This is a genomic window from Pseudomonas putida (assembly GCF_001941965.1).
GTDB classification, from domain to species: domain Bacteria; phylum Pseudomonadota; class Gammaproteobacteria; order Pseudomonadales; family Pseudomonadaceae; genus Aquipseudomonas; species Aquipseudomonas putida_L.
Map to the genome: position 1 here is coordinate 76,222 of NZ_MKZO01000010.1, position 25,154 is coordinate 101,375.

The 25,154-nt window shown below is 65.1% G+C and carries 24 protein-coding genes; 9 read left to right on the plus strand and 15 right to left on the minus strand.

Annotation, left to right across the window (positions count from 1 at the left end; genetic code table 11):
• Positions 1-28: 28 nt before the first annotated feature.
• The 8 genes from PSEMO_RS06075 to PSEMO_RS06110 are packed head-to-tail and all read right to left on the minus strand — an operon-like array spanning position 29 to position 7,983.
• Positions 29-1,027: a septal ring lytic transglycosylase RlpA family protein gene (locus tag PSEMO_RS06075; protein WP_075802245.1), complete on the minus strand. Its 999-nt coding sequence runs from the start codon at positions 1,025-1,027 to the stop codon at positions 29-31.
• Positions 1,027-2,037, minus strand: coding sequence for a lytic murein transglycosylase B (gene mltB / locus PSEMO_RS06080; protein ID WP_075802299.1), 1,011 nt, complete (start codon positions 2,035-2,037; stop codon positions 1,027-1,029). The genes PSEMO_RS06075 and mltB overlap by 1 nt, the downstream gene beginning before the upstream one ends.
• Before the next feature lie 17 nt (positions 2,038-2,054).
• Positions 2,055-3,158, minus strand: a complete 1,104-nt coding sequence (rodA, locus tag PSEMO_RS06085) for a rod shape-determining protein RodA (RefSeq protein WP_178391971.1) — start codon at positions 3,156-3,158, stop codon at positions 2,055-2,057.
• A gap of 38 nt (positions 3,159-3,196) precedes the next feature.
• A complete protein-coding gene (gene mrdA, locus PSEMO_RS06090) occupies positions 3,197-5,089 on the minus strand; it encodes a penicillin-binding protein 2 (RefSeq protein ID WP_075802247.1) in 1,893 nt (630 codons plus the stop codon).
• 16 nt (positions 5,090-5,105) lie between these two features.
• Positions 5,106-5,573: a 23S rRNA (pseudouridine(1915)-N(3))-methyltransferase RlmH gene (rlmH, locus tag PSEMO_RS06095; RefSeq protein ID WP_009397919.1), complete on the minus strand. Its 468-nt coding sequence runs from the start codon at positions 5,571-5,573 to the stop codon at positions 5,106-5,108.
• A 9-nt stretch (positions 5,574-5,582) separates the two neighbouring features.
• Positions 5,583-6,005, minus strand: a complete 423-nt coding sequence (gene rsfS / locus PSEMO_RS06100; RefSeq protein ID WP_075802248.1) for a ribosome silencing factor — start codon at positions 6,003-6,005, stop codon at positions 5,583-5,585.
• A gap of 51 nt (positions 6,006-6,056) precedes the next feature.
• Positions 6,057-6,710: a nicotinate-nucleotide adenylyltransferase gene (gene nadD, locus PSEMO_RS06105; RefSeq protein WP_075802249.1), complete on the minus strand. Its 654-nt coding sequence runs from the start codon at positions 6,708-6,710 to the stop codon at positions 6,057-6,059.
• 4 nt (positions 6,711-6,714) lie between these two features.
• Positions 6,715-7,983, minus strand: coding sequence for a glutamate-5-semialdehyde dehydrogenase (locus tag PSEMO_RS06110; protein ID WP_075802250.1), 1,269 nt, complete (start codon positions 7,981-7,983; stop codon positions 6,715-6,717).
• A gap of 308 nt (positions 7,984-8,291) precedes the next feature.
• On the opposite strand from PSEMO_RS06110, the gene PSEMO_RS06115 reads away from it, so the two are divergent.
• Both PSEMO_RS06115 and PSEMO_RS06120 read left to right on the plus strand, forming a co-directional pair.
• Positions 8,292-8,969: a DNA-3-methyladenine glycosylase gene (locus tag PSEMO_RS06115; RefSeq protein WP_075802251.1), complete on the plus strand. Its 678-nt coding sequence runs from the start codon at positions 8,292-8,294 to the stop codon at positions 8,967-8,969.
• A 4-nt stretch (positions 8,970-8,973) separates the two neighbouring features.
• Positions 8,974-10,290, plus strand: coding sequence for a bifunctional DedA family/phosphatase PAP2 family protein (locus tag PSEMO_RS06120; RefSeq protein WP_075802252.1), 1,317 nt, complete (start codon positions 8,974-8,976; stop codon positions 10,288-10,290).
• Between the two features lie 3 nt (positions 10,291-10,293).
• Here PSEMO_RS06120 and PSEMO_RS06125 read toward each other — a convergent pair whose 3' ends face one another.
• The 3 genes from PSEMO_RS06125 to PSEMO_RS06135 are packed head-to-tail and all read right to left on the minus strand — an operon-like array spanning position 10,294 to position 11,969.
• Complete coding sequence (locus tag PSEMO_RS06125) at positions 10,294-10,884, minus strand: LON peptidase substrate-binding domain-containing protein (protein ID WP_075802253.1); 591 nt, start codon at positions 10,882-10,884, stop codon at positions 10,294-10,296.
• 9 nt (positions 10,885-10,893) lie between these two features.
• On the minus strand, positions 10,894-11,607 hold the full coding sequence (locus PSEMO_RS06130) for an LrgB family protein (protein ID WP_178391968.1): 714 nt from the start codon (positions 11,605-11,607) through the stop codon (positions 10,894-10,896).
• Positions 11,607-11,969 (minus strand): CidA/LrgA family protein, encoded by a 363-nt coding sequence (locus PSEMO_RS06135; protein ID WP_075802255.1) that lies wholly within the window; start codon positions 11,967-11,969, stop codon positions 11,607-11,609. Before PSEMO_RS06135 ends, PSEMO_RS06130 begins: the two co-directional genes overlap by 1 nt.
• Before the next feature lie 170 nt (positions 11,970-12,139).
• Here PSEMO_RS06135 and PSEMO_RS06140 point away from each other — a divergent pair, with 170 nt between their 5' ends.
• The 3 genes from PSEMO_RS06140 to PSEMO_RS06150 all read left to right on the plus strand — a co-directional run bounded on the left by PSEMO_RS06140 (position 12,140) and on the right by PSEMO_RS06150 (position 15,075).
• Positions 12,140-12,595 (plus strand): MaoC family dehydratase, encoded by a 456-nt coding sequence (locus PSEMO_RS06140; protein WP_075802256.1) that lies wholly within the window; start codon positions 12,140-12,142, stop codon positions 12,593-12,595.
• Positions 12,596-12,683: 88 nt separating this feature from the next.
• Positions 12,684-14,405 carry a C13 family peptidase gene (locus PSEMO_RS06145; protein WP_075802257.1) on the plus strand — a complete coding sequence of 574 codons (1,722 nt, stop codon included), beginning with the start codon at positions 12,684-12,686 and terminating at the stop codon, positions 14,403-14,405.
• 28 nt (positions 14,406-14,433) lie between these two features.
• On the plus strand, positions 14,434-15,075 hold the full coding sequence (locus tag PSEMO_RS06150) for an oxidoreductase (protein WP_075802258.1): 642 nt from the start codon (positions 14,434-14,436) through the stop codon (positions 15,073-15,075).
• A gap of 92 nt (positions 15,076-15,167) precedes the next feature.
• Here the strand turns inward: PSEMO_RS06150 and PSEMO_RS06155 are convergent, their stop codons facing one another.
• The 4 genes from PSEMO_RS06155 to PSEMO_RS06170 all read right to left on the minus strand — a co-directional run bounded on the left by PSEMO_RS06155 (position 15,168) and on the right by PSEMO_RS06170 (position 19,392).
• A complete protein-coding gene (locus PSEMO_RS06155) occupies positions 15,168-15,446 on the minus strand; it encodes a YceK/YidQ family lipoprotein (protein ID WP_372239100.1) in 279 nt (92 codons plus the stop codon).
• A 5-nt stretch (positions 15,447-15,451) separates the two neighbouring features.
• The gene (gene ubiX, locus PSEMO_RS06160; RefSeq protein WP_075802260.1) at positions 15,452-16,081 is read right to left on the minus strand and encodes a flavin prenyltransferase UbiX; all 630 of its coding nucleotides are present in this window, start codon (positions 16,079-16,081) and stop codon (positions 15,452-15,454) included.
• Positions 16,078-17,430, minus strand: a complete 1,353-nt coding sequence (gene mpl / locus PSEMO_RS06165) for a UDP-N-acetylmuramate:L-alanyl-gamma-D-glutamyl-meso-diaminopimelate ligase (RefSeq protein WP_075802261.1) — start codon at positions 17,428-17,430, stop codon at positions 16,078-16,080. The genes ubiX and mpl overlap by 4 nt, the downstream gene beginning before the upstream one ends.
• Positions 17,431-17,496: 66 nt before the next feature.
• Entirely contained in the window at positions 17,497-19,392 is a 1,896-nt protein-coding gene (locus tag PSEMO_RS06170) for a sigma-54-dependent Fis family transcriptional regulator (RefSeq protein WP_075802262.1), read from the minus strand.
• Positions 19,393-19,659: 267 nt separating this feature from the next.
• Between PSEMO_RS06170 and exaC the strand changes: the two genes are divergently transcribed.
• The 4 genes from exaC to eutC all read left to right on the plus strand — a co-directional run bounded on the left by exaC (position 19,660) and on the right by eutC (position 25,079).
• Positions 19,660-21,180 carry an acetaldehyde dehydrogenase ExaC gene (exaC, locus tag PSEMO_RS06175; RefSeq protein ID WP_075802263.1) on the plus strand — a complete coding sequence of 507 codons (1,521 nt, stop codon included), beginning with the start codon at positions 19,660-19,662 and terminating at the stop codon, positions 21,178-21,180.
• Between the two features lie 177 nt (positions 21,181-21,357).
• A complete protein-coding gene (eat, locus tag PSEMO_RS06180) occupies positions 21,358-22,806 on the plus strand; it encodes an ethanolamine permease (RefSeq protein ID WP_075802264.1) in 1,449 nt (482 codons plus the stop codon).
• 48 nt (positions 22,807-22,854) lie between these two features.
• Positions 22,855-24,249: an ethanolamine ammonia-lyase subunit EutB gene (locus tag PSEMO_RS06185; RefSeq protein ID WP_075802265.1), complete on the plus strand. Its 1,395-nt coding sequence runs from the start codon at positions 22,855-22,857 to the stop codon at positions 24,247-24,249.
• 11 nt (positions 24,250-24,260) lie between these two features.
• The gene (gene eutC, locus PSEMO_RS06190; protein WP_075802266.1) at positions 24,261-25,079 is read left to right on the plus strand and encodes an ethanolamine ammonia-lyase subunit EutC; all 819 of its coding nucleotides are present in this window, start codon (positions 24,261-24,263) and stop codon (positions 25,077-25,079) included.
• Positions 25,080-25,154 lie beyond the last annotated feature (75 nt).

Genomic DNA, 25,154 nt, shown 5'->3' on the forward strand with positions numbered 1-25,154 from the left:
TACATGACAAACCGACCAGTCCCCCCGGTCAGTCCGCCGTCACTACCTTGGCCTGTCCAAGATTGGCCAGTCTTACGCTGTCCTGGGTCTGCTGGACCTCGCCCTGGCTGCGGATCGGGCCCAGACGCACGCGGTGCAGGGTCTGCTGGTTGCGCACGATGGAACTGATGAACACCGGCGCGCTGACCATGCCGCTCAACTTGGAGCGTAGCAACTCGGCGGCGTCCGGGTTGGCGAATGCACCGACCTGCAGGTAGGTACCACCATTGGCCGGGAGGCTGTTGCTGGCCACCTGCACCGGAACCACGGCGGCAGCGTGCTGCTGCGGCGGTGGCGTCCATTGCTCGACAGCGCCGGTGTTGGCCGGGATCGAGGTGGTCTGGGCGACCTGCGGTTCAGCCAGCACCATCGGCGCCTGGCGACCACGCTGGGCCCACCACTGCTGCGGGTCGATACCCTCGACGCGGACCCGGGCGGTGCCGGTTTCGGCATAACCGAGCTTCTTCGCCGCGGCGTAGGACAGGTCGATGATGCGGTCGGAATAGAACGGACCACGGTCGTTGACCCGCAGGATCACGCTGCGCCGGTTGTCCAGGTTGGTCACCTTGACGTAGGCCGGCAGCGGCAGGGTCTTGTGCGCCGCGCTCATGCCGTAGAGGTCATAGACCTCGCCGTTGGCGGTGTTCTGCCCGTGGAACTTGGTGCCGTACCAGGACGCGGTGCCCTCGGCCACGTAGTTGCGCGAGTCCGGGATCGGGTAGTAGGTCTTGCCCAGCACCGTGTACGGGTTGGCCTTGTAGTTGCCGGTGTGCACGGTCGGGGTGGCGTCGGGGATCTTCGACACGTCGACGTCCCACCACGGCGCGCCATCCTTGTGCGCCCGGTTGATGTCCAGGCCGGGCTGGGAGCGGATGGTGTTGCCGCTGCTGCTTTGCGTCGGGCGGCTGGAAGTACAGCTGACCAGCAGGGCACCAACGGCGATGCAACCCAGCAGCTTGAGGGATGTTGCGGAGAACAGTTCGCGCATTACCGGGCGCCCCTTGCCTGAACCAGCAGGTCTGAAAGTTGATGTACCGCCATGGCGTACATCACGCTGCGGTTGTAGCGAGTGATCGCGTAGAAGTTCTTCAGGCCGAGCCAGTATTCGGGGCCATTATCGCCTTCGAGCCGGAAAGCGGTGACCGGCAGATCATCGCGCAGCGCATCATGACTCGACCAGCCCAGTGCCCGCAACTCCCCCACGGTCTTGACCGGTTCGATGCCCGGGCTGAGGCCCTCGTCGACCCGCTCGCCACGCACCATGGCGCGGCTTACCACCGGCTCGCCGGCGACCCAGCCGTGGCGCTTGAAGTAGCTGGCGACGCTGCCGATGGCATCGTCCGGGTTGTTCCAGATATTGATATGGCCGTCGCCGTCAAAGTCCACGGCATAGGCGCGGAAGCTGCTCGGCATGAACTGCGGCAGGCCCATGGCGCCGGCGTAGGAGCCTTTCAGGGTCAGCGGATCGACCTGCTCCTCGCGGGACAGCAGCAGGTATTCGCGCAGCTCCTTGCGGAAGAACGGCGCCCGCGGCGGGTAATCGAAGGCCAGGGTCGACAGCGCGTCGATCACCCGGTAGTTACCGGTATTGCGGCCAAAGAAGGTCTCGACGCCGATGATCGACACGATCACCTGGGCCGGCACCCCGTATTCCTGCTCGGCACGGGCCAGGACGGCCTCGTGCTGGCGCCAGAAGTCCACGCCACGGGCGACCCGGGCATCGGTGAGGAACATCGGGCGATATTCCTTCCACGGCTTGACCCGCTCCGCCGGGCGCGAGATGGCGTCGAGGATCGCCTGCTTGCGCTGCGCCTCGCGGAATACGCCCATCAACTGTTCGCCGGCAAAGCCGTAGTCGCGGGTCATCTCCCCGACGAATTCGGCCACCTGCGGCGAGCCGTCGTAGTCGCCGGCACTGGCCTGCTGGGCCCCGCCGAACAGACCCAGGAATCCCGCCAGGGGAACGTAACGGGCCATCCAGCCCCGTACTGCTTGCATCGAGAAATTCACCTTGTTCAAACCTGCGCGATCCATTTGCGGTGGGTGTGGATCGACATAAGAACGCCAAACGCTGACAGCAGCGTCACCAGCGAAGTTCCGCCATAGCTAATGAAGGGCAGCGGAACCCCCACCACGGGCAGCAAACCGCTGACCATACCGATATTGACGAAGACGTAGACGAAGAAGGTCATGGTCAGGCTGCCAGCCAGCAGCTTGCCGAACAGGGTCTGGGCCTGGGCGGTAATCACCAGCCCGCGACCGATCAACAGCAGGTAGATCAGCAACAGCGCGCAGATGCCCACCAGGCCGAACTCCTCGCCCATGACCGCGATGATGAAGTCGGTGTGGCTTTCCGGGAGGAAGTCCAGGTGCGACTGGGTGCCCAGTAGCCAGCCCTTGCCGAACACCCCGCCGGAACCGATCGCGGCCTTGGACTGGATGATGTTCCAGCCGGTGCCCAGCGGATCGCTTTCCGGGTCGAGGAAGGTCAGCACGCGCTGCTTCTGGTAGTCGTGCATGACGAAGAACCACATGGCCACGGCCACCGGTACCGCCGCCGTGACCACGCTGATGATCCAGCGCCAGCGCAGGCCGCCCATGAACAGCACGAAGGCGCCGGAAGCGAGGATCAGCAAGGCGGTACCCAGGTCCGGCTGGCGGACGATGAGGATGAAGGGGATGCCGATCAGGATCAGGCTGATCAACACATGCTTCAGGTGCGGCGGCAGGGTGCGCTTGGACAGGTACCAGGCGATGGTCGCCGGCATGATGATCTTGAGGAATTCCGAGGGCTGGAAGCGGATTACCCCGGGAATGTTGATCCAGCGCGTGGCGCCCATGGCGTTGTGGCCCATGACGTCCACCACCACCAGCAGCAGCACCCCGACCACGTAGGCCAGCGGTACCCAGCGCGCCATGAAGCGCGGCTCCAGTTGGGCAATGATGAACATCGAGACCAGGCCGATGCCGAACGACGAGGCCTGCTTGAGCAGCAGGTCCCAGTTCTTGCCACTGGCCGAGTACAGGACGAACAGGCTGCCGGCCGCGAGGGTCAGCAGCAGGACCAGCAACGGCCCGTCGATGTGGATGCGCTGCAGGAAGCTGGCGCGGCGGCGCATCACGTCCTCGCTGGAGAGCATGCGGTCGAAATTACTCTTCACAGGGCCGATTCCTGGGCAACGGAGCCGCTAGGGGCGTATTCGGGTTTGAGCTGGCCGCTTTCATTCAGCAGCCAGGCGTCCATCACCTGGCGCAGGACCGGGGCGGCGACGCCGGAGCCGGACTCGCCGTTCTCGACCATTACCGAAATCACGATCTTCGGATCCTCGGCCGGGGCGAAGCCGACGAACAGGGCGTGGTCGCGGTGGCGCTCCTGGACCTTGCTGCGGTCGTACTTCTCGCCCTGCTTGATGGCCACGACCTGGGCCGTACCACTCTTGCCGGCGATGCGGTATTGCGCGCCGATGGCGGCCTTGCGCGCGGTACCCCGGGCGCCGTGCATCACCTGCTCCATGCCGTGGGTGACGCGGTTCCAGTCGGCCTTGTCGCGCAGGACGATATCTTCCATCGGGTTCGGGTCGACCGGCGGCTGGCCCTCGATGCTCTTGGCCAGGTGCGGGCGGTTCCATTTGCCCTTGCTGGCGATCAGCGCCGTGGCCTGGGCCAGTTGCAGCGGGGTGGCCTGCATGTAGCCCTGGCCGATGCCGAGGATCAGGGTCTCGCCGGGGAACCAGGCCTGGCGCCGGGTCGCGCGCTTCCACTCGCGGGATGGCATCAGGCCCGGCGACTCCTCGAACATGTCGAGGGCGACCTTCTGCCCGATACCGAAGCGGTTCATGTAGCTGGACAGCTTGTCGATGCCCATCTTGTGCGCAAGATCGTAGAAATAGGTGTCGTTGGAACGCATGATCGCCGTGTCGAGATCGACCCAGCCGTCACCAGTGCGGTTCCAGTTGCGGTATTTGTGATCGTAGTTGGGCAGTTGGTAGTAGCCCGGGTCGAATACCCGGGTGGACGGGGTCACGGCCCCGGAGTCCAGACCGGCGATGGCCACCGCCGGCTTGATGGTCGAACCCGGCGGGTACAGGCCGCGCAGCACGCGGTTGAACAGCGGCCGGTCGATGGAATCGCGCAGTTCGGCATAGGCCTTGAAGCTGATGCCGGTGACGAACAGGTTCGGGTCGAAGCTCGGCTGGCTGACCATCGCCAGGACCTCGCCGGTCCGCGGGTCGAGCGCGACGATAGCGCCACGACGACCGCCCAGGGCCTGCTCGGCCGCTTCCTGCAGCTTGATGTCCAGGCTCAGGACGATGTCCTTGCCGGGGATCGGGTCGGTGCGCTTGAGTACCCGCAGCACGCGGCCGCGGGCGTTGGTCTCGACTTCCTCGTAACCCACCTGGCCGTGCAGCTCGGGCTCGTAGAAACGCTCGATGCCGGTCTTGCCGATATGGTGGGTGCCGCTGTAGTTGACCGGGTCGAGGGTCTTCAGCTCTTTCTCGTTGATCCGTCCGACATAGCCGACCGAGTGCGCGAAATGCGCGCCCTGTGGATAATGCCGAACCAGTTGCGCCACCACTTCCACGCCGGGCAGGCGGAACTGGTTAACGGCGATCCGGGCGATCTGCTCTTCGTTCAGCTCGAACAGGATCGGCACCGGCTCGAACGGCCGGCGCCCCTGCTTCATGCGTTTTTCGAACAGCGCGCGATCATCCGGGGTCAGCTCCAGCACCTCGACGATCACATCGAGCACCTGCTGCCAGTCGCCGGAGCGCTCGCGGGTCATGCTCAGGCTGAAGCTCGGCCGGTTGTCGGCGATGATCACGCCATTGCGGTCGAAGATCAGCCCGCGGGTCGGCGGGATCGGCTGCACGTGCACCCGATTGTTCTCCGACAGCGTGGAGTGATAGTCGTACTGGATTACCTGCAGGTAGTACAGGCGGGCGATCAGCACACAAACCAGCAGCAGGATCGCCACCGCACCGACCACGACGCGGCTACGCACCAGACGGGCGTCTTTCTCGTGGTCCTTGAGGCGGATCGGCTGCGACATTGAAGAGGCTTACGGCTTATTTGTGATAAGGGTGCCCGGACAGAACCGTCCAGGCGCGATAAATCTGTTCGCCGATCAGAATCCGTACCAGGGGGTGCGGCAGGGTCAGCGGCGACAGCGACCAGCGCTGCTCGCTGCGCGCACAGACCTCCGGCGCCAGCCCTTCCGGGCCGCCGACCATGAGGTTGACGGTGCGCGAGTCGAGGCGCCAGCGGTCCAGTTCGACCGCCAGTTGCTCGGTACTCCACGGCTTGCCATGGACCTCGAGGGTAACGATCCGTTCCCCGGGCTGGACCTTGGCCAGCATGGCCTCGCCCTCCTGACGGATCAGGCGGGCGACGTCGGCGTTCTTGCCCCGGGTGTTGAGCGGGATTTCCACCAGTTCCAGGGACAGCTCCGACGGCAGGCGCTTGGCATATTCATGCCAGCCTTCCTCGACCCACTTGGGCATGCGCGAGCCGACCGCGATCAATCGCAGACGCACGACGCTACCTCAGTCCTGGTCTTTGTTGAGCTTGGTGAAGTGCTCATGGGTGTTTTCCGGGCTGTGGTGCTTGCCATCGGCGGCACGGCTCTGCTCGGCACCCAGCCACAGGCGCTCCAGGTCGTAGAACTGGCGGGCAGCGGCGGTCATCATGTGCACGATGACGTCGTTCAGGTCGAGCAGGACCCAGTCGCTGTCGCCCTTGCCTTCTTCGCCCAGGGGCATCACGCCCTTCTGCTTGACGATCTCGCGGACCTTCTCGGCCATCGCGTTGATCTGCCGGTTGGAGGTCCCGGTGGCGATGATCATGTAGTCGGTCAGGCTGTGCTTGGCGCGCACGTCGATAACCTGGATGTCCTGGGCCTTGACTTCTTCCAGGGCCAGTTTGGCCAGCTGGACCAGCTCTTCGCCGGTGATTTTCTGCTTGGTCATATAAAACTCGTTTCAACTCATTGAAAGCGGCGCCCATGGGCGCCTGCCGTTCTACGCACGGTAAAGCCCGTGCGTCTCGATATAGGCCAGTACTGCGTCCGGCACCAGGAACCTCACCGACTTGCCGCTGGCCAGCTGCTGTCGGATCTGCGTGGCGGACACCGAAAGCGGTGTCTGCCAGACGAACGAAATGTTCCCCGCCGGGCCGGACATGGCGGTGGGATCGCTCTCGGAGCGCGCAGCCAGCAGGTTGCGCAGCTCGTCTGGGGGTTCTACGTCGGCATCCGGGCGTTGCAGGACCAGGATGTGACAGTGTTTCAACAGCTCTTCCCAGCGGTGCCAGCCAGGCAGGCCGCAAAAGGCATCCCAGCCCATCAGCAGGAAAAGCTGGTCGCTGGCGCCCAGTTCGGCGCGCAGCGACTCCAGGGTGTCGATGGTGTACGACGGCTTGTTTCGCGACAGCTCGCGGTCATCCACGCTCAGCCGCTCGACGCCCGCTACCGCACAACGCACCATCGCCAGGCGATCCTGCGCCGCCACCTGCGGGGTATCGCGGTGTGGCGGGCGGGCGTTGGGCAGCAGACGCAGCTCGTCCAGCTCCATGAACTCGGCTACTTCCAGCGCGCTGCGCAAGTGGCCGATGTGCACCGGGTCGAACGTGCCGCCAAGGATGCCGATCCGCCGGATCGCCGGGGCCTTGCTCAACGGATCAGGACTCCTGGCCGCGCAGCTGGCCGTCGCCGACGACCACGTATTTCTCGCAGGTCAGGCCTTCCAGGCCGACCGGGCCGCGGGCATGCAGCTTGTCGGTGGAAATGCCGATTTCCGCGCCCAGACCGTACTCGAAGCCATCGGCGAAGCAGGTCGGGGTGTTGATCATCACCGAGGCAGAGTCCACTTCGGCAACGAAACGCCGGGCCAGGCCCTGGTGTTCGGTGACGATGGAGTCGGTGTGGTGCGAACCGTAGTGGTTGATGTGCTCGATTGCCGCGTCGACGCCGTCGACGATGCGGATCGACAGGATCGCCGCCAGGTACTCGGTGTGCCAGTCTTCCTCGGTGGCGGGGTTGGCTTCGATGACCATGCGGGTGCGTTCGCAGCCGCGCAGTTCGACGCCTTTTTCCCGGAATTCACGGGCCATTTCCGGCAGGAACTCGGCAGCGACGCTCGAATCCACCAGCAGGGTTTCCATGGCGCCGCAGATACCGTAGCGGTAGGTCTTGGCGTTGAAGGCGATGCGCCGGGCCTTGTCCAGCTCGGCGTGCTCGCCGACGTAGACGTGGCAGATACCGTCCAGGTGCTTGATCACCGGGACGCGGGCATCACGGCTGATACGCTCGATCAGGCCCTTGCCGCCGCGCGGAACGATGACGTCGACGAACTCGGGCATGGTGATCAGCGCGCCCACGGCTTCGCGGTCGGTGACTTCCACCACCTGGACCACTGCCGCCGGCAGGCCGGCCTCGGCCAGGCCGCGCTGGATGCAGGCGGCGATGGCGCGATTGGAATGGATGGCCTCGGAGCCGCCACGCAGGATGGTGGCGTTGCCCGACTTCAGGCACAGGCTCGCGGCGTCGATGGTCACGTTCGGCCGCGACTCGTAGATGATCCCGATCACGCCAAGCGGCACGCGCATCTTGCCGACCTGGATGCCCGACGGCCGATAACTCATGTCGCGGATCGCACCCACCGGGTCCGGCAGGCTGGCGACCTGGCGCAGACCGACGATCATGCCGTCGATGCGTGCCGGGGTCAGGGCCAGGCGATCGAGCATGGCCGGCTCGAGGCCGTTGGCCCGGCCGGCGGCCAGGTCCAGCTCGTTGGCTGCGGACAGTTCGGCGCGAGCGGCGTCCAGGGCGTTGGCGGCAGCGTGCAGCGCGCGGTTCTTCTGCGCGGTGCTGGCACGGCCGATGACGCGGGACGCCTCGCGGGCGGCGCGACCCAGGCGGGTCATGTAGTCAAGAACGGACTCAGTCATGGGGCTCAGTGTCTTGGCGGAGGGGAAAATCGGACGAGTATAACTGTCATGGGGTTGTACGCCCAGCGGTGACAGTCGGATGGTAGGGGGCGAGTCACAGATTTCCGCGCCAACATTGCCCCCTGTGGGAGCTGGCTTGCCAGCGATGAGGCCGGCATGAGCAATGATGTTGCCCGATCTGGCCAAATCGCTGGCAAGCCAGCTCCCACAGGGTTCTCCGTCGCCTGGGATAACGCGTTCTTCGTTCAGCTTGAGTAAAGGAAGAAATTGCTATCATCCCGGCTTCCGTTCCCCATTCCAGAGCCACGATGCCGCACCCCGCCCCCCTGCCCGACAGCTTCTTCGACCGCGACGCCCAGGTCCTGGCCAAGGCCCTGCTGGGCAAGATCATCCGCCATCGCCAGGGCCCGTACTGGCTTTCCGCGCGGATCATCGAGACCGAGGCCTATTACCTCGACGAGAAAGGCAGCCACGCCTCCCTCGGCTACACCGAGAAACGCAAGGCGCTGTTCCTGGATGGCGGGCATATCTACATGTACTACGCCCGCGGCGGCGATTCGCTGAACTTCAGCGCCCAGGGCGCGGGTAACGCAGTGCTGATCAAGTCCGGCTTCCCCTGGGTGGATGCGGTCTCCGACAGCAATGCCTTGGCACAAATGCAGCTGAACAACCCTGACGCCAGCGGTGGCCTCCGCCCGCCCGAGCGCCTGTGCGCCGGCCAGACCCTGCTGTGCAAGGCCATGGGGCTGAAAGTTCCGAACTGGGACGCCAAGCGCTTCGATCCGGAGCAACTGTTCGTCGAAGACTGCGGAATCATCCCGCAACAAATAATCCAGACCAGCCGGCTGGGCATTCCCCAAGGCCGCGACGAACATCTGCCGCTGCGTTTCGTCGATGCCGAATACGCTCGGTACTGCACACGGAACCCGCTGCGTCGCGGCCAAGTCGAAGGCCGCGACTTCTTCTTTCTGACACAAGGAAACTGAAACGATGGGCCCATGGCTCGACAGCCTCACCGGCTGGCTGACGATGAACCCGCAATGGCTGGGTCTGGCAATATTCCTGGTGGCCTTCGTGGAGTGCCTGGCGATCGCCGGGATCATCGTGCCCGGCACCGTCTTGCTGTTCGCCGTAGCCGTGCTGGCCGGCAGCGGCGCCCTGTCGCTGCATGAAACCCTGCTGCTGGGTTATTTCGGCGGACTGCTGGGGGATGCGGTGTCCTACACCCTGGGCCGACGCTTCCACCAGAACATCCGGCGCCTGCCCCTGTTGCGCCATCATCCGGAGTGGATCGGCAGCGCGGAAACCTATTTCCAGCGCTATGGCATCGCCAGCCTGCTGGTCGGCCGCTTTATCGGGCCGCTGCGGCCGATGCTGCCAATGGTCGCGGGGATGTTCGATATGCCGCTGCCGCGCTTTATCGCGGTCAGCCTGATTGCCGCTGCCGGTTGGTCGCTGGCCTACCTGCTGCCCGGCTGGGCCACCGGCGCGGCCATGCGCCTGCCGCTGCCGGAAGGTTTCTGGCCGCAGGCCGGGGTGGTTGCTGCTGGCCTGGCCATCCTGGTCGGGGTAAGCATCAACAGTTCACTGCGCGCCCAGCCCCGCGGCACCCGCCTGATCGCGGCGGTCAGCCTGGTGATGCTGGCGACGATCTTCTTCGGCTGGCCCTACCTGACCCACCTCGATCAGGGCCTGATGACGCTGGTCCAGGAACATCGCAGCGATTACCTGAACAGCATCATGGTGCTGATCACCCGCCTCGGCGATTTCCACACCCAGTTCACCGTCGCCGCCGTGCTGGTTGCCCTGCTCCTGCTGACCCGGCAATGGCGCCCGGCGTTCTTCGCCGCCGCGACCCTGGGCGGCACGGCAATCTGCAACGCCGGCCTGAAATGGTTCTTCGCCCGCGCCCGCCCGGAAGTGCTTAGCGACCCGCTGACCAGCTACAGCATGCCCAGTGGCCACAGCTCGGCCTCCTTCGCCTTCTTCCTGACCCTCGCGGTACTGGCCGGGCGCAGCCAACCGCCGCGCATGCGCCTGACCTGGATCCTGCTGGGCTGCCTGCCGGCGCTGTCGATCGCGATGTCGCGGGTCTATCTCGGCGTGCACTGGCCGACCGATATCCTCGCCGGTGGCCTGCTGGCCTGCTGCGTATGCGCCTTGAGCCTGACCGTGATCCAGTATCGCGAGCCGCTGAATGCCCTGTCGCTGCGGGTGTGGTGGCTGATCCTGCCGGCCTGCGTCGGCGTGCTGGCATTCTTTGCCCTGCACGCCTTGCCGAATGCCTTGCAGCGCTACTCGTACTGAGGATCAGGCAAAGAGCTCGCCCTGAATGCGGTCCAGCAGCGACTGGATCGCTACCAGTTTCTGGGTGGGGGAGTCGATGGCCAGCAGCTTGAGCTTGTCCTGGTCATCGAAGGGCAGCAGATAGGCCAACTGATTGGCCAGGGCCTGCTTGCCGGTGACCTGGCTGGCCATGTCCAGGCCCGAGACCATCGGGTGTTCGGCCAGGGCCAGCAGCAGCGCCAGCAGGTCATCGTCTTCTTCATCGAGCGGCTGGTCGGTCTGCTCGTCGAGCCAGCGCACGTCGGCCACCAGCAGGTTGTCCTTGCGCACTTCGAAGTCGTCGACCATGAAGCGCCGCTCGCCCTTCACCCGAATCCCCAGCAGGCCGTTGTCCTGCTGCTGGAAATCCTCGATCAGCGCCTGGCAGCCGATTCCGGCGAAGGACTCCGGCGCCCGGCCGACCTGCTCGCCTTCAAGGATGCACACCACGCCAAAGCCGCCGCCCTGCTTCATGCAGCGACCGATCATGTCCAGGTAACGCGCCTCGAAAATCTGCAAATCCAGGTTACAGCCGGGGAACAGCACGGTATTCAGGGTAAACAGGGGCAAACTCATTGCAGCTCCTCAGGCAACCAGGCTGACCGCCAGCGGCAGGAACACCGCGGTGGCCACGCCCATCAGGCTCATGGCCAGGGCTGCGAAAGCCCCGCACTCTTCACTTTCCTGCAAGGCCACCGACGTCCCCACCGCGTGGGCGGTCAGGCCCAGGGCCATGCCCCGGGCCTCGGGGCTGCGCACGCCAAGGCGGGTCAGCAGCGCCGGGCCGAAGATCGCCCCGATCACCCCGGTGATCAGCACGAACACCGCCGCCAGGGCCGCCACGCCGCCGATCTGCTCGGCCACCAGCATGGCGATGGGCGAGGTCACCGATTTCGGCGCCAGGGTCATCAGGATCATGTGCTCGGCACCGAACCACCAGCCCAGCAGCAGGCAGATGCCGGTGGCGAACACGCCTCCGACTACCAGCGTAGTAAAGGTCGGCCAGAACAGTTGGCGAATACGCCGCAGGTTGAGGTAGAGCGGGACCGCCAGGGCCACCGTGGCCGGGCCGAGGAGAATGTTCATGATCTCCGTGCTCTTGCGGTACTCGGCGTAGGTCAGGCCGCAACTCAGCAGCACGCCGACCACCACCAGCATGGAAACCAGCACCGGCTGGAGGAAGATCCAGCGGGTTTTCTCGTAGGCGGCGATGACGATCTGGTACGCCGCCAGGGTAATGCCGATGCCGAACAGCGGATGATGGATCACCGCCTGGGTCGCGCCATGCCAGTCGAGCATCACGAACGTCCCCCGGAATGCTTGCTGCGGTTGATCATCTTCTGCATCAGCACGCCGCAGAAGGCCATGGCCAGGACCAGCGACAGCACCAGCGCTCCGGCGATGGCCCAGAAATCGGCGACAATATCCGCGGCATAGACCATCACCCCCACCGCCGGCGGCACCAACAGCAACGGCAGGTAGCGCAGCAGGCTGGACGACGCCTCGCTCAACGGCGCGCCGACCTCACCGCGCACCATGAGGAATATCAGCAACAGCACCAGGCCAATGATCGGCCCCGGCAAAATGGGCACCAGCAGGTGATTGATCGCCGTCCCCAGCAACTGGAACAGCACGAGCCACGTCAAACCGCGCAACAACATCGCATACCTCCCTCGAACCTGGCGGCCATTATAAGCACGCTATCGACCCGCCTATAACTCGACATTCGCCCGGGGCATGGGCACTTGACCCGGCCATCATCGCGTGCTGATCTTAGGCGTTCGAATCGTTGTCGGTCACAAATCATTCAAGGACAGTCAGGAGAGTCGCGATGCCCTATGTACCCGTTGCAGAGCTGTCGCAGTACGTTGGTAAGGAACTGGGACGTTCCGAATGGCTGAAGATCGATCAAGAGCGGATCAACCTGTTCGCCGAGGCCACCGGGGACTTCCAGTTCATCCATGTGGACCCGGCCAAGGCGGCAAAAACGCCATTTGGCAGCACCATCGCCCATGGTTTTCTCAGCCTGTCGCTGATTCCCAAGCTGATGGAAGACATCCTGGTCCTGCCTGAAGGGCTGAAGATGGTGGTGAACTATGGCCTGGACAGCGTGCGTTTCATCCAGCCGGTGAAAGTGGATTCGCGGGTGCGCCTGGCGGTCAGCCTGACCGAGGTCACCGAGAAGAAACCCGGCCAGTGGCTGCTCAAGGCGACCGTCGCCCTGGAAATCGAAGGCGAAGAAAAACCGGCGTACATCGCCGAACCGCTCTCCCTCGCCTTCGTCTGAACCCCGCCTGCCGAAACGGCCCACGGGCCGTTTCACCCTCACTCGGCTTCTGCGGCATACTCGGGGCCTGAACCGTCCGGACCCCGCCATGCGCCCTATCGTTCCATTTGCCTTGATGCTCCTGCTCGCTGCCTGCGGTGACGGGGAATCGCTGTCGCCACCCGATGCCCGCCTGCCCGACGGCGGCCGCTACCGGGGCGAGGTGGTGGACGGCCTGCTGCAGGGCGAAGGGCGCATCGACTACCCCAATGGCAGTTGGTACGCCGGGCATTTCAGCAATGGCCAGTGGGACGGCCAGGGTGAATGGCACGGCAGCAATGGCGAGGTCTATATCGGGCAGTTCCAGCAGGGGCTGTTCCAGGGCCAGGGCAAGCTGACCACCGCCACCAGCAGCTACACCGGCGGCTTCAAGCTGGGTCGGCGCGATGGCGAAGGCACCTTGCATGACGGCGCCCAACGCTACAGCGGGCAGTTCAAGGACGACCAGTACAACGGCGCCGGCAAGCTGGTACTCGCCGATGGCAGCCAGTACCAGGGCCAGTTCGCCAAGGGCAAGCCCCATGGCGAAGGCGTACGCAGCGACACCAGCGGCAACCAGTTCAGCGGGCGCTTCGTCGAGGGCGAGCTGAACGGCACCGGAACCTTCAGCAGCGCCGAGGGCGATCAGTACATCGGCGAGTTCAAGGCCAATCACCTGGAAGGTCGCGGCCGTTACGAGAACGTCGACGGCGATGTGTGGATCGGCGAATTCAAGGATGGCTCGCTGAGCGGGCCTGGCGAGCTGTTCGGCGTGGATGGCAGCCATTACAAGGGTGGCTTCCGTGACTGGCGCTTCGCCGGCAAGGGTCGCCTGCAACTGGCAGATGGCAGCGTCTATACCGGCGGGTTCGAGAACGATGCGTACCAGGGCACCGGGCGCCTGGTCCTGCCGGACGGCAAGGTCGAGGGTGGGTACTGGATCAACGGCCTGCGGGTCCGCGACGAGAAGGGACACCTGCTGCCCGACCCGCTGGAGCAGGCGCTGCTGAACCAGGGCGCGCTGCTGGAGCGGGAACTGGCCAAGGTTCCTGCCTCCAGCGGATCCATCGACCTGTACAGCCTGACCCTGGCCGGCGACGGCAACCAGAGCGTGTTCATGCGCGAAGCCGACTATGTCAGCGACATGCTCAAGACCCGGTTCGGGGCGGTCGGCCAGATCACCCTGGTCAACCACCGCGACCACCTGGCCGACCGCGTCATGGCCACCCGCGAGAACCTCGCCCGCTCGGCCCGGCGCCTGGCCGAGCGCAGCGGCCCGGACGACCTGGTGTTCATCTACCTGACTACCCACGGCAGCCACGAACACGAACTGGTGCTGGACCAGCCGCGCCTGCAACTGGCCGACCTGCCGGCCGACGAACTGGCTGCCGCCCTCGCCCCGCTCAAGGAGCGCGACAAGGTGATCGTCATCTCCGCGTGCTATTCCGGTGGCTACATCGAACCGCTCAAGGACGAGCGCACCCTGATCATGACCGCCTCGCGGGCCGACCGGGTCTCGTTCGGCTGCTCGGAAGAGGCGGACTTCACCTATTTCGGCGACGCCCTGTTCGCCCAGGCGCTGAACCAGACCGACGATCTGCTGCAAGCCTTCGAACTTGCCAAGGCCCATGTGGCCCAACGGGAACAGGCCGAGGATTTCGAGGCATCCGAACCGCAGATCTGGGCCCCGAAAGGCGTACTGGCACATTGGCAAAAATTGCGCCAGCAACAAGCCCGCAAGGCCCTGCAAAGTACTGCGACGGCTGAGGAAAAAAGCCCCGCCAGCCACTAAGCTGGAGTTGTACCAAGGGAGAAACATCATGTACCTGACGCCGCAGCATATCCTGCTTGCCGGAGCTACCGGCCTTACCGGTGAACACCTGCTGGATCGCCTGCTCAGCGAGCCGACCATCAGCCGTGTGCTCGCGCCCACTCGCCGGCCGCTGGCCGAGCATCCGCATCTGGAGAACCCGGTGGGGGATCCGGCGGTGTTCCTGCCGCAACTGAGCGGCCGGGTAGATATCGCCTTCTGCTGCCTGGGCACCACGATCAAGCAGGCCGGCTCGGAAAATGCCTTCCGGGCGGTGGACCTGGACATGGTGGTGGCCTTCAGCAAACGTGCCCGGGAGATGGGCGCGCGGCATTTGCTGGTGGTGAGTGCGATTGGCGCCGACGCGAAATCGTCGATCTTCTACAACCGGGTCAAGGGCGAGATGGAAGAAGCCTTGAAGGCCCAGGACTGGCCGCAACTGACCATCGCCCGGCCGTCGTTGCTGCTGGGGGAACGTAGCGAGCCGCGGTTGGCGGAGAAGGTGGCCGGCGGGTTGTCACGCTTGATTCCGGGCAAGTACCACGGGATCGAGGCTTGCCAACTGGCCAGGGCGCTGTGGCGGCTGGCGCTGGAAGAGCAGGATGGGATTCGGGTGGTGGAGTCCGATGAACTCCGCAAACTAGGTAAGTGACCTTCAGGCCCTATCGCCGGCAACGCCGGCTCCCACAGGGTTCAGCGGTGCATGCGAAACCTGTGGGAGCCGGCGTTGCCGGCGATGAGGCCCTAAAGCCCACCAGAAGCCTGGAACCCTACCCCTAGCACCGTCAACACCGACAACGGCAACAACACCGTATCCAGCACCATGCTCCCCGGCAGGTCCAGCCCCGGATACTTCGGCGCTTCTGCCCCAAAGCGATCCGCCGCACAACACCCGCCCTGCATCGCATACAGGTCCAGCCGTGTCCCGGAATACACCACCGGCGCGCCGGGCATGGCGGCATCCAGTGTGCGCACCGTGGCGCAGCCGCTAGCGCAGAGCACCACCAGCAGCGCGAACACCAGGGACTTCACTCCTCGCCACCAAAGTGATGCTCACCCCAGCGCGGCAGCATGTCCTGGGGGATGTTCAGCAGGTTGAGAATCCGCGCCACGACGAAGTCCACCAGGTCATCGATGGTCTGCGGCTGGTGATAGAAGCCCGGCGCCGCCGGCAGGATCACCGCGCCCATCTGCGACAGCTTGAGCATGTTCTCCAGGTGAATGGTGGAGAACGGCGCCTCACGCGGCACCAGGATCAACTGGCGACGCTCCTTGAGGGTAACGTCTGCCGCCCGCTCGATCAGGTTGTTGCAAGCGCCGGTGGCAATCGCCGACAGCGTGCCAGTGGAACAAGGCACCACCACCATCGCCGCCGGGGCGCCGGAGCCCGAGGCCACCGGCGACATCCAGTCTTCCTTGCCATACACGCGAATCTGCCCGGCAGCCGCGCCGGTGTACTCGGTGAGGAAGGCCTGCATGGCCTGGGGCTTGGCCGGCAGGATCACGTCGGTTTCGGTGGACATCACCAGTTGCGCCGCCTTGGAGATCAGGAAGTGCACCTCACGGTCCTCGCGCACCAGGCAATCCAGCAGGCGCAGGCCGTACTGCGCCCCGGAGGCGCCGGTCATGGCCAGGGTGATGCGTTCCGGCCCGCTCATCCGCGCAGCGCCTCGGCCAGCTTGCCATGCAGGCCGCCGAAGCCACCGTTGCTCATGATCACCACCTGGGTGCCGGCCCGGGCCTGGCCCTTGACCCGCTCGATAATGGCCTCAAGGCTGTCCGCCACCACGGCTGGCACCGCGCACTGCGCGGCAGTGCCCGCCAGGTCCCAGCCGAGGTTCGGCGGAGCGTACCAGATCACCTGGTCGGCATCCTTGACGCTTTCCGGCAGGCCGTCGCGGTGGGCGCCGAGCTTCATGGAGTTGGAGCGGGGTTCGATCACCGCAATCACCGGGGCATCGCCAACCCGCTTGCGCAGGCCGTCGAGGGTGGTGGCGATGGCGGTCGGGTGGTGGGCGAAGTCGTCATAGATGGTGATGCCGTTGACTTCGGCGACCTTCTCCATGCGCCGCTTGACGCTCTTGAACGCGCTCAGCGCATCGATACCCATGGCCGGGACGACACCGACATGCCGTGCCGCCGCCAGGGTGGCCAGGGCATTGGCGACGTTGTGCTGGCCGGTCAGTTCCCACTCGACCACGCCCTGCACTTCGCCGTCGAAACTGACTTCGAAGCGCGAGCCATCATCGCTGAGCAGGCGCACCTGCCATTGTCCGCCGGCACCGGTGGTCTGCACCGGGGTCCAGCAGCCCATGTCGATCACGCGCTTGATCGCCGGTTCGGTGGTCGGGTGAATGACCAGGCCTTCGCTCGGGATGGTCCGCACCAGATGGTGGAACTGCCGCTCGATCGCCGCCAGGTCCGGGAAGATATCCGCGTGATCGAACTCGAGGTTATTCAGGATCGCGGTACGCGGGCGGTAGTGGACGAATTTCGAGCGCTTGTCGAAGAAGGCGCTGTCGTATTCGTCGGCCTCGACCACGAAGAACGGCGTTCCTCCAATACGTGCCGAGACCGAGAAGTTCTGCGGTACGCCGCCGATCAGGAAGCCCGGGCTCATCCCGGCGTGCTCCAGGACCCAGGCCAGCATGCTGCTGGTGGTGGTCTTGCCATGGGTGCCGGCGACCGCCAGGACCCAGCGCCCCTGCAGCACATGGTCGGCCAGCCACTGTGGGCCGGAGACGTAGGGCAGGCCCTTGTTCAGCACATGCTCCACCGCCGGGTTGCCCCGCGACAGGGCGTTGCCGATCACCACCAGGTCGGGAGCCGGGTCCAGTTGCGCCGGGTCATAGCCTTGGGTCAGGGCGATGCCCTGGGCTTCGAGCTGGGTGCTCATCGGTGGATAGACGTTGGCATCGGAGCCGGTGACATGGTGGCCGAGCTCCTTGGCCAGTACCGCCAGCGAGCCCATGAAAGTGCCACAGATACCAAGAATATGAATGTGCATGGTCAACCTCGGAAAACGTGCAGGCAGGGTAGCCCAGAGGGGGAAAAATCTCACCCGGTGTTTGCATCAGGCTCCCTTGGACAAGCCATGCTTGCGCAGTTTCCGATACAGGGTGTTACGACTTATGCCGAGCTGCGCCGCGACCTGGGTCATGTGCCAGCGTTTCTCCTCCAGGACCGCCAGAAGTGTCTGACGCTCCGCGTCGTCCAAGGGGTGCTCGGCTGCTGGCTGAACCGTAGCCACAGGCGCATTGCGCACCAGCGCTGGCAGATCCTGCACGCCGATCCAGCCGTCCTCGCACAGCGCTACCAAGGTCCGCAGCACATTGCGCAACTGGCGCACGTTGCCCGGCCAGGCGAAGTCCAACAACAGGCGACGAGCAGCCGGGTCGAGCTGCACCACCTGCCGCCCCGCCTCCTCGGCCAGGATGAAGTCGAGCAACTGCGCCTTGTCACTGCGCTCGCGCAACGCCGGCAGGGCGACTTCCAGGCCATTGAGCCGGTAATAGAGATCTTCGCGGAAGCTGCCGTCCGCCACCCGCTCCAGGAGGTTGCGGTGCGTGGCACTGATGACCCGCACGTCGACGTCCTGCGCTTCGCCACCGATCGGCACCACCTGGCGCTCTTCCAGCACCCGCAGCAAACGGGTCTGCAACGCCAGCGGCATATCGCCGATCTCGTCCAGCAACAAGGTGCCGCCATCGGCCTGTTGCAGCTTGCCGCGCATGCCTTCCTTGCGCGCGCCGGTAAAACTGCCGCCGCGATAACCGAACAGCTCGCTTTCGATCAGGCTTTCCGGAATCGACGCGCAGTTGAGCGCGACAAACGGCTTGCTCGCCCGCTGACTGGCCTGGTGCACGGCCTTGGCGAAAGCTTCCTTGCCGGAGCCGGTCTCGCCATTGAGCAGCAACGGCACATCCCGCTCGAACACCCGCAGGGCACGGCGGAAATCGTTTTGCAAGGCCGGATCGAGCAGGCAGATCTGCGCCGGCTTCGCCGGGGCGACCACCGGCTGGGGCAACGCCCGCGCCTGCTGCCCGCGCACGCTGGCGAACAGCTGGCGACCGTCGCGGGTACGCAGCGGCCAGCTGGTACTGGCCAGCGCCGTGGCGCGACCGAGCAGGTCATCCAGGCGACAATCGAAGAACATGTCCACCGGCTGCCCCAGCAACCCGCCACGCAGATTGCCCAGCAGGTTCAGGGCGCTCTGGTTTACCGCGCAGATCCGCCCTTCCCCGTCGAACGCCAGCAACCCTTCGCTGAACAGCCCGACCGATTCGGCCTGCAGGTGGAAACGCAGTAACCAGTGGTTCTCGAAACAACGCAGGAAATAGCAGCTCTCGATCATCTTCGCCGAGAGGTTGACCAGCGCCATGGTATGGAACTGGCTCTGCCGCGAAGCATCGGCCCGCGCCGACGACACATCGAGCACCGCCAGCAGGTCGCCATGGGGATCGAACACCGGGCTCGCCGAGCAGGTCAGCCCGGTATGGCGACCACGGAAGTGCTCGTCCTGGTGGATGGTCAGGGCCTGGCGCTCGACCAGGCAGGTGCCGATGCCGTTGGTGCCTTCCCGCGCCTCGCTCCAGTCAGCACCCAGCCACAGCCCGGCGCGCTCGAAGATACGCCGCTCGCTGGGCGCGGTGACGCAATTGAGGATGACCCCGCGGGCATCGGTCAGCAGCACCGCATGACCGGCGCCGGAGAGTTGCTGGTGCAGGCTGTTCATCTCGCCATCGGCGATCTGCAGCACCTGGTGCAGGCGGTCGCGGCTTTCCAGGACGCGCTCGTGCTCGAGCACCGTCGGCGCCACCGCCAGGGCCGGGTCGAGGTGGTAGTCCTCCAGGCAGCGCAGCCAGGAGCGGGCGATCGACGGGTCGCTGCCAGGGCCCTGCAAACCACCCTTGCCCTGCGTCACCGTCAGCACTTGCCGGGCATGCCGGCTGAGATGATTACCCTGCACTTTTTATTGTTCTCCGCGGGTGAGAGAAAACCAGCATCCTCCAGGCGCCGACGCATTGCAATGCCGGCTTGACCGTCGGGTCACGGGCTGTACCGCCAACGGTACAAAGTGTCACCCAGCCTGTACCGCTTCCCTCACAAAGCGTCGCCCAAGCACCGGTAAAACTGCGCCAAATCATTGATCCAGGGGCCTCCCGAGGCGCTGGCCCGACCTTTGCTCTACGCTCCATATCCTCCCCAACAAAACACATAAGCCAGGAGAGACACCATGCGTTACGCACATCCGGGTACCGAAGGCGCAAAGATTTCGTTCAAGAGTCGCTACGGTAACTTCATCAATGGCGAGTTCGTGGCTCCGGTCAAAGGCGAGTACTTCACCAACACCTCGCCGGTGAACGGCCAGCCGATCGCCGAATTCCCCCGTTCCACTGCCGAAGACATCGACAAAGCCCTGGATGCCGCCCATGCCGCTGCCGACGCTTGGGGCCGGACTTCCGTCCAGGACCGCTCCAACGTGCTGCTGAAGATCGCCGACCGCATCGAGCAGAACCTCGAGATCCTGGCGATCACCGAAACCTGGGACAACGGCAAGGCCATCCGCGAAACCCTCAACGCCGACATCCCGCTGGCGGTGGATCACTTCCGCTACTTCGCCGGCTGTATCCGCGCCCAGGAAGGCGGCGCCGCCGAGATCAACGAAGGCACCGTGGCCTATCACATCCATGAGCCGCTGGGCGTGGTCGGGCAAATCATCCCGTGGAACTTCCCGATCCTGATGGCCGCGTGGAAACTCGCCCCGGCCCTGGCCGCCGGCAACTGCGTGGTCCTCAAGCCCGCCGAGCAGACCCCGCTGGGCATCACCGTGCTGGTGGAACTGATCGGCGACCTGCTGCCGCCGGGCGTGCTCAACATCGTCCAGGGCTATGGCCGCGAAGCCGGTGAAGCCCTGGCCACCAGCAAGCGCATCGCCAAGATCGCCTTCACCGGCTCGACCCCGGTGGGCTCGCACATCATGAAATGCGCGGCCGAGAACATCATCCCGTCCACCGTGGAGCTGGGCGGCAAGTCGCCGAACATCTACTTCGAAGACGTGATGCAGGCTGAACCGTCGTTCATCGAGAAAGCTGCCGAGGGCCTGGTCCTGGCCTTCTTCAACCAGGGCGAGGTGTGCACCTGCCCGTCCCGCGCGCTGGTGCAGGAGTCCATCTATCCGCAGTTCATGGAAGTGGTGATGGAGAAGGTCAAGAAGATCAAGCGCGGCGACCCGCTGGACACCGACACCATGGTCGGCGCCCAGGCTTCGCAGCAGCAGTTCGACAAAATCCTGTCCTACCTGGAGATTGCCGAGAAGGAAGGCGCCCAGTTGCTCACCGGCGGCAAGGTGGAGAAACTCGAAGGCAGCCTGGCCACCGGCTATTACATCCAGCCGACCCTGCTCAAGGGCAACAACCGCATGCGCGTGTTCCAGGAAGAAATCTTCGGCCCGGTGGTCAGCGTCACCACCTTCAAGGACGAAGCCGAAGCCCTGGCGATTGCCAACGACACCGAGTTCGGCCTGGGTGCCGGCGTGTGGACCCGCGACATCAACCGCGCCTACCGCATGGGCCGCGGGATCAAGGCCGGTCGCGTGTGGACCAACTGCTACCACCTGTACCCGGCCCATGCCGCGTTCGGCGGCTACAAGAAGTCCGGTGTCGGGCGGGAGACGCACAAGATGATGCTCGACCACTACCAGCAGACCAAGAACCTGCTGGTGAGCTACGACATCAATCCGCTCGGGTTCTTCTAAACCCCAATCGCTGGCAAGCCTGCTCCCACAAGGACCGCGTACACCGCGAACCCTGTGGGAGCTGGCTTGCCAGCGATGAATACAACGCGCTCCCACAGACAAAATCCAGGGCCAACCGCTCTGGCCCGCTTCCTGCAGCACGCTCACCACTCAAAAAAAGACAACAGGTGACTCCCCATGCCAAGCGATCATTCCGCCGGATCCCCGGCAGGTTCTTCCGTAGATTTCGAAAAGGTCGGTTCCGACTATTTCCAGCAACGTGAATTGAAAAAAGGCGCCGCCGGCTGGGTCCTGCTGGTCGGCCTCGGCGTCGCCTACGTGATTTCCGGCGACTACGCCGGCTGGAACTTCGGCCTGGCCCAGGGCGGCTGGGGCGGGATGTTCCTCGCCACCCTGCTGATGGCCACCATGTACCTGTGCATGTGCTTCTCCCTGGCCGAACTGTCCTCGATGATCCCCACTGCCGGCGGCGGCTACGGCTTCGCCCGCAGCGCCTTCGGGCCCTGGGGCGGCTTCCTCACCGGCACGGCGATCCTTATCGAATACGCCATCGCCCCGGCCGCCATCGCGGTGTTCATCGGCGCCTATTGCGAGTCGCTGTTCGGCATCGGCGGCTGGATGATCTACCTGGCCTTCTACATCATCTTCATCGGCATCCATATCTTCGGGGTCGGTGAGGCGCTGAAGCTGATGTTCATCATCACCGCCGTCGCCGCCATCGCCCTGGCCGTGTTCCTGCTGGCGATGGTGCCGCACTTCGATGCCAAGAACCTCTTTGATATCGCCCCTACCCAGGCGACCGGCGCCAGCAGCTTCCTGCCGTTCGGCTATGTCGGCGTGTGGGCGGCGATTCCCTATGCGATCTGGTTCTTCCTCGCCGTCGAAGGCGTGCCGCTGGCCGCCGAGGAAACCAAGAACCCCAAGCGCGACCTGCCCCGCGGCCTGATCGGCGCCATGCTGGTGCTGCTCAGCTTCGCCCTGCTGATCCTGGTGATCGGCCCCGGCGGTGGCGGCGCCGAAGCCCTGAAAAGCTCCGGCAACCCGCTGGTGGAAGCCCTGTCCAAAGCCTACGGCGGTTCCACCTGGATGGGCGGCTTCGTCAACCTGGTCGGCCTGGCCGGCCTGATCGCCAGCTTCTTCTCGATCATCTACGCCTATTCCCGGCAGATCTTCGCCTTGTCCCGCGCTGGCTACCTGCCCCGCGCCCTGTCGCAGACCAACAAGAGCAAGGCGCCGGTGCTGGCCCTGATCATCCCCGGGATCATCGGTTTCGCCCTGTCGCTGACCGGCCAGGGTGACCTGCTGATCCTGGTGGCAGTGTTCGGCGCTACGCTGTCCTATGTGCTGATGATGGCCGCGCACATCACCCTGCGCATCAAACGCCCCAAAATGGAGCGTCCGTATCGCACCCCGGGCGGCATCCTGACTTCGGGCGTGGCCCTGGTGCTGGCGTGCATCGCCGTGGTGGCGGGCTTCCTGGTGGATCCGCGGGTGGTGATCGGCGCCGCGATCATTTATGGCGTCCTGATTGCTTACTTCGCCCTGTACAGCCGCCACCACCTGGTGGCCGGCACGCCGGAAGAAGAGTTCGCCGCGATCCAGAAGGCCGAAGAAGCCTTGCACTGACCGAAATACCGCGCCGCCGGTCGCACGGCGGCGCTCTGGAGATTGCACATGGCAAGTTTCGTACACACGGTCGGCCAGCAGACCTTCCGTTTCGACAGCCTCAAGGAAGTGATGGCCAAGGCCAGCCCGGCCCGCTCCGGCGACTTTCTCGCCGGGGTCGCCGCGAGCAACGACGGTGAACGGGTCGCGGCACAGATGGCCCTGGCCGATATCCCCCTCAGCCATTTCCTCAACGAAGCGCTGATTCCCTACGAAGACGACGAAGTCACCCGGCTGATCATCGACACCCACGACAAGCAGGCCTTCGCCCCGGTCAGCCACCTGACCGTCGGCGGCCTGCGCGACTGGCTGCTCAGCGATCATGCCGACGAAACCAGCCTGCGCGCCCTCGCGCCGGGCCTGACCCCGGAAATGGCCGCGGCGGTGTCGAAGATCATGCGCGTGCAGGACCTGGTCCTGGTGGCGCAGAAGATCCGCGTGGTCACGCGTTTTCGCGGGACCATGGGCCTGCGCGGGCGCCTGTCGACCCGCCTGCAGCCCAACCACCCCACCGACGAACCCGCCGGGATCGCCGCGAGCATCCTCGACGGCCTGCTCTACGGCAACGGCGACGCCATGATCGGCATCAACCCGGCCACCGACAGCATCGCCTCGATCTGCGCGCTCCTGGAAATGCTCGATGCCATCATCCAGCGCTACGACATCCCCACCCAGGCCTGCGTGCTGACCCACGTCACCACCTCCATCGAGGCGATCAACCGCGGCGTGCCGCTGGACCTGGTGTTCCAGTCCATCGCCGGGACCGAGGCGGCCAACGCCAGTTTCGGGATCAATCTGAATGTGCTGAAGGAAGGGTATGACGCCGGGCTCAGCCTCAACCGCGGCACCCTCGGCCAGAACCTGATGTATTTCGAGACCGGCCAGGGCAGCGCGCTGTCGGCCAACGCCAACTTCGGCGTCGACCAGCAGACCTGCGAAACCCGCGCCTACGCCGTGGCCCGGCATTTCAAGCCGTTCCTGGTGAACACCGTGGTCGGCTTCATCGGCCCGGAGTACCTGTACAACGGCAAGCAGATCATCCGCGCCGGCCTTGAGGACCACTTCTGCGGCAAGCTGCTCGGCGTGCCCATGGGTTGCGACATCTGCTACACCAACCACGCCGAAGCCGACCAGGACGACATGGACACCCTGCTAACCCTGCTCGGGGTGGCCGGGATCAACTTCATCATGGGCATCCCCGGCTCCGACGACATCATGCTCAACTACCAGACCACCTCCTTCCACGACGCCCTCTATGCCCGCCAGACCCTGGGCCTGAAGCCGGGGCCGGAGTTCGAGGCGTGGCTGGCGCGTACCGGCATCTTCACCCAGGCCGACGGCCGCGTGCGCTTCGGCGACAACCTGCCGCCAGCCTTCCGCCAGGCGTTGGCACAACTGGGATAAGCGAGGGATTCATGGACAAGCAAGCGACGCCCACCGATAACCCCTGGCTGGAACTGCGCCGCCTGACCCCGGCGCGGATCGCCCTGGGGCGCACCGGCACCAGCCTGCCGACCCAGGCCCAGCTGGATTTCCAGTTCGCCCACGCCCAAGCCCGCGACGCGGTGCACCTGCCGTTCGACCACGCGGGTTTGCGCCAGCAACTGCAAGAGCGCGGGCGCGACAGCCTGCTGTTGCGCAGCGCGGCGCAGGATCGCCATCACTATCTGCAACGCCCCGACCTCGGCCGACGCCTGCACGAGGACTCCGCCGAACAGTTGCGTGAACATGCGCGGAGCAACCCGGGCGGTGTCGACCTGGCCATCGTGGTCGCCGACGGCCTGTCGGCGCTGGCCGTGCATCGCCACACCCTGCCGTTTCTCACCCGACTGGAAGAACAGATCGCCGCCGACGGCTGGTCCACCGCGCCGGTCATGCTGGTGGAGCAAGGCCGGGTCGCGGTCGCGGACGAGATCGGCGAACTGCTCGGCGCACGGATGACCGTGATCCTGATCGGCGAACGCCCCGGCCTCAGTTCACCGGACAGCCTCGGCCTGTATTTCACCTGGAACCCGAAAGTCGGCCTGACCGACGCCTACCGCAACTGCATCTCCAACGTCCGCCTCGAAGGCCTGAGCTACGGCATGGCCGCGCACCGCCTGGTGTACCTGATGCGCGAAGCCTGCCGGCGGCAGTTGTCCGGGGTGAACCTGAAGGACGAAGCCCAGGTCCAGACACTGGAAACGGAAACGAATACGCAACAAAACGGAAACTTCCTACTTGGAAAGTCCTGAATGACGGCTACTTTGTCGTCGATTGCGCTTTTTTTCCGCTTTAGGCAGCATCTGGGGCGACGGCTGCCCGAGATT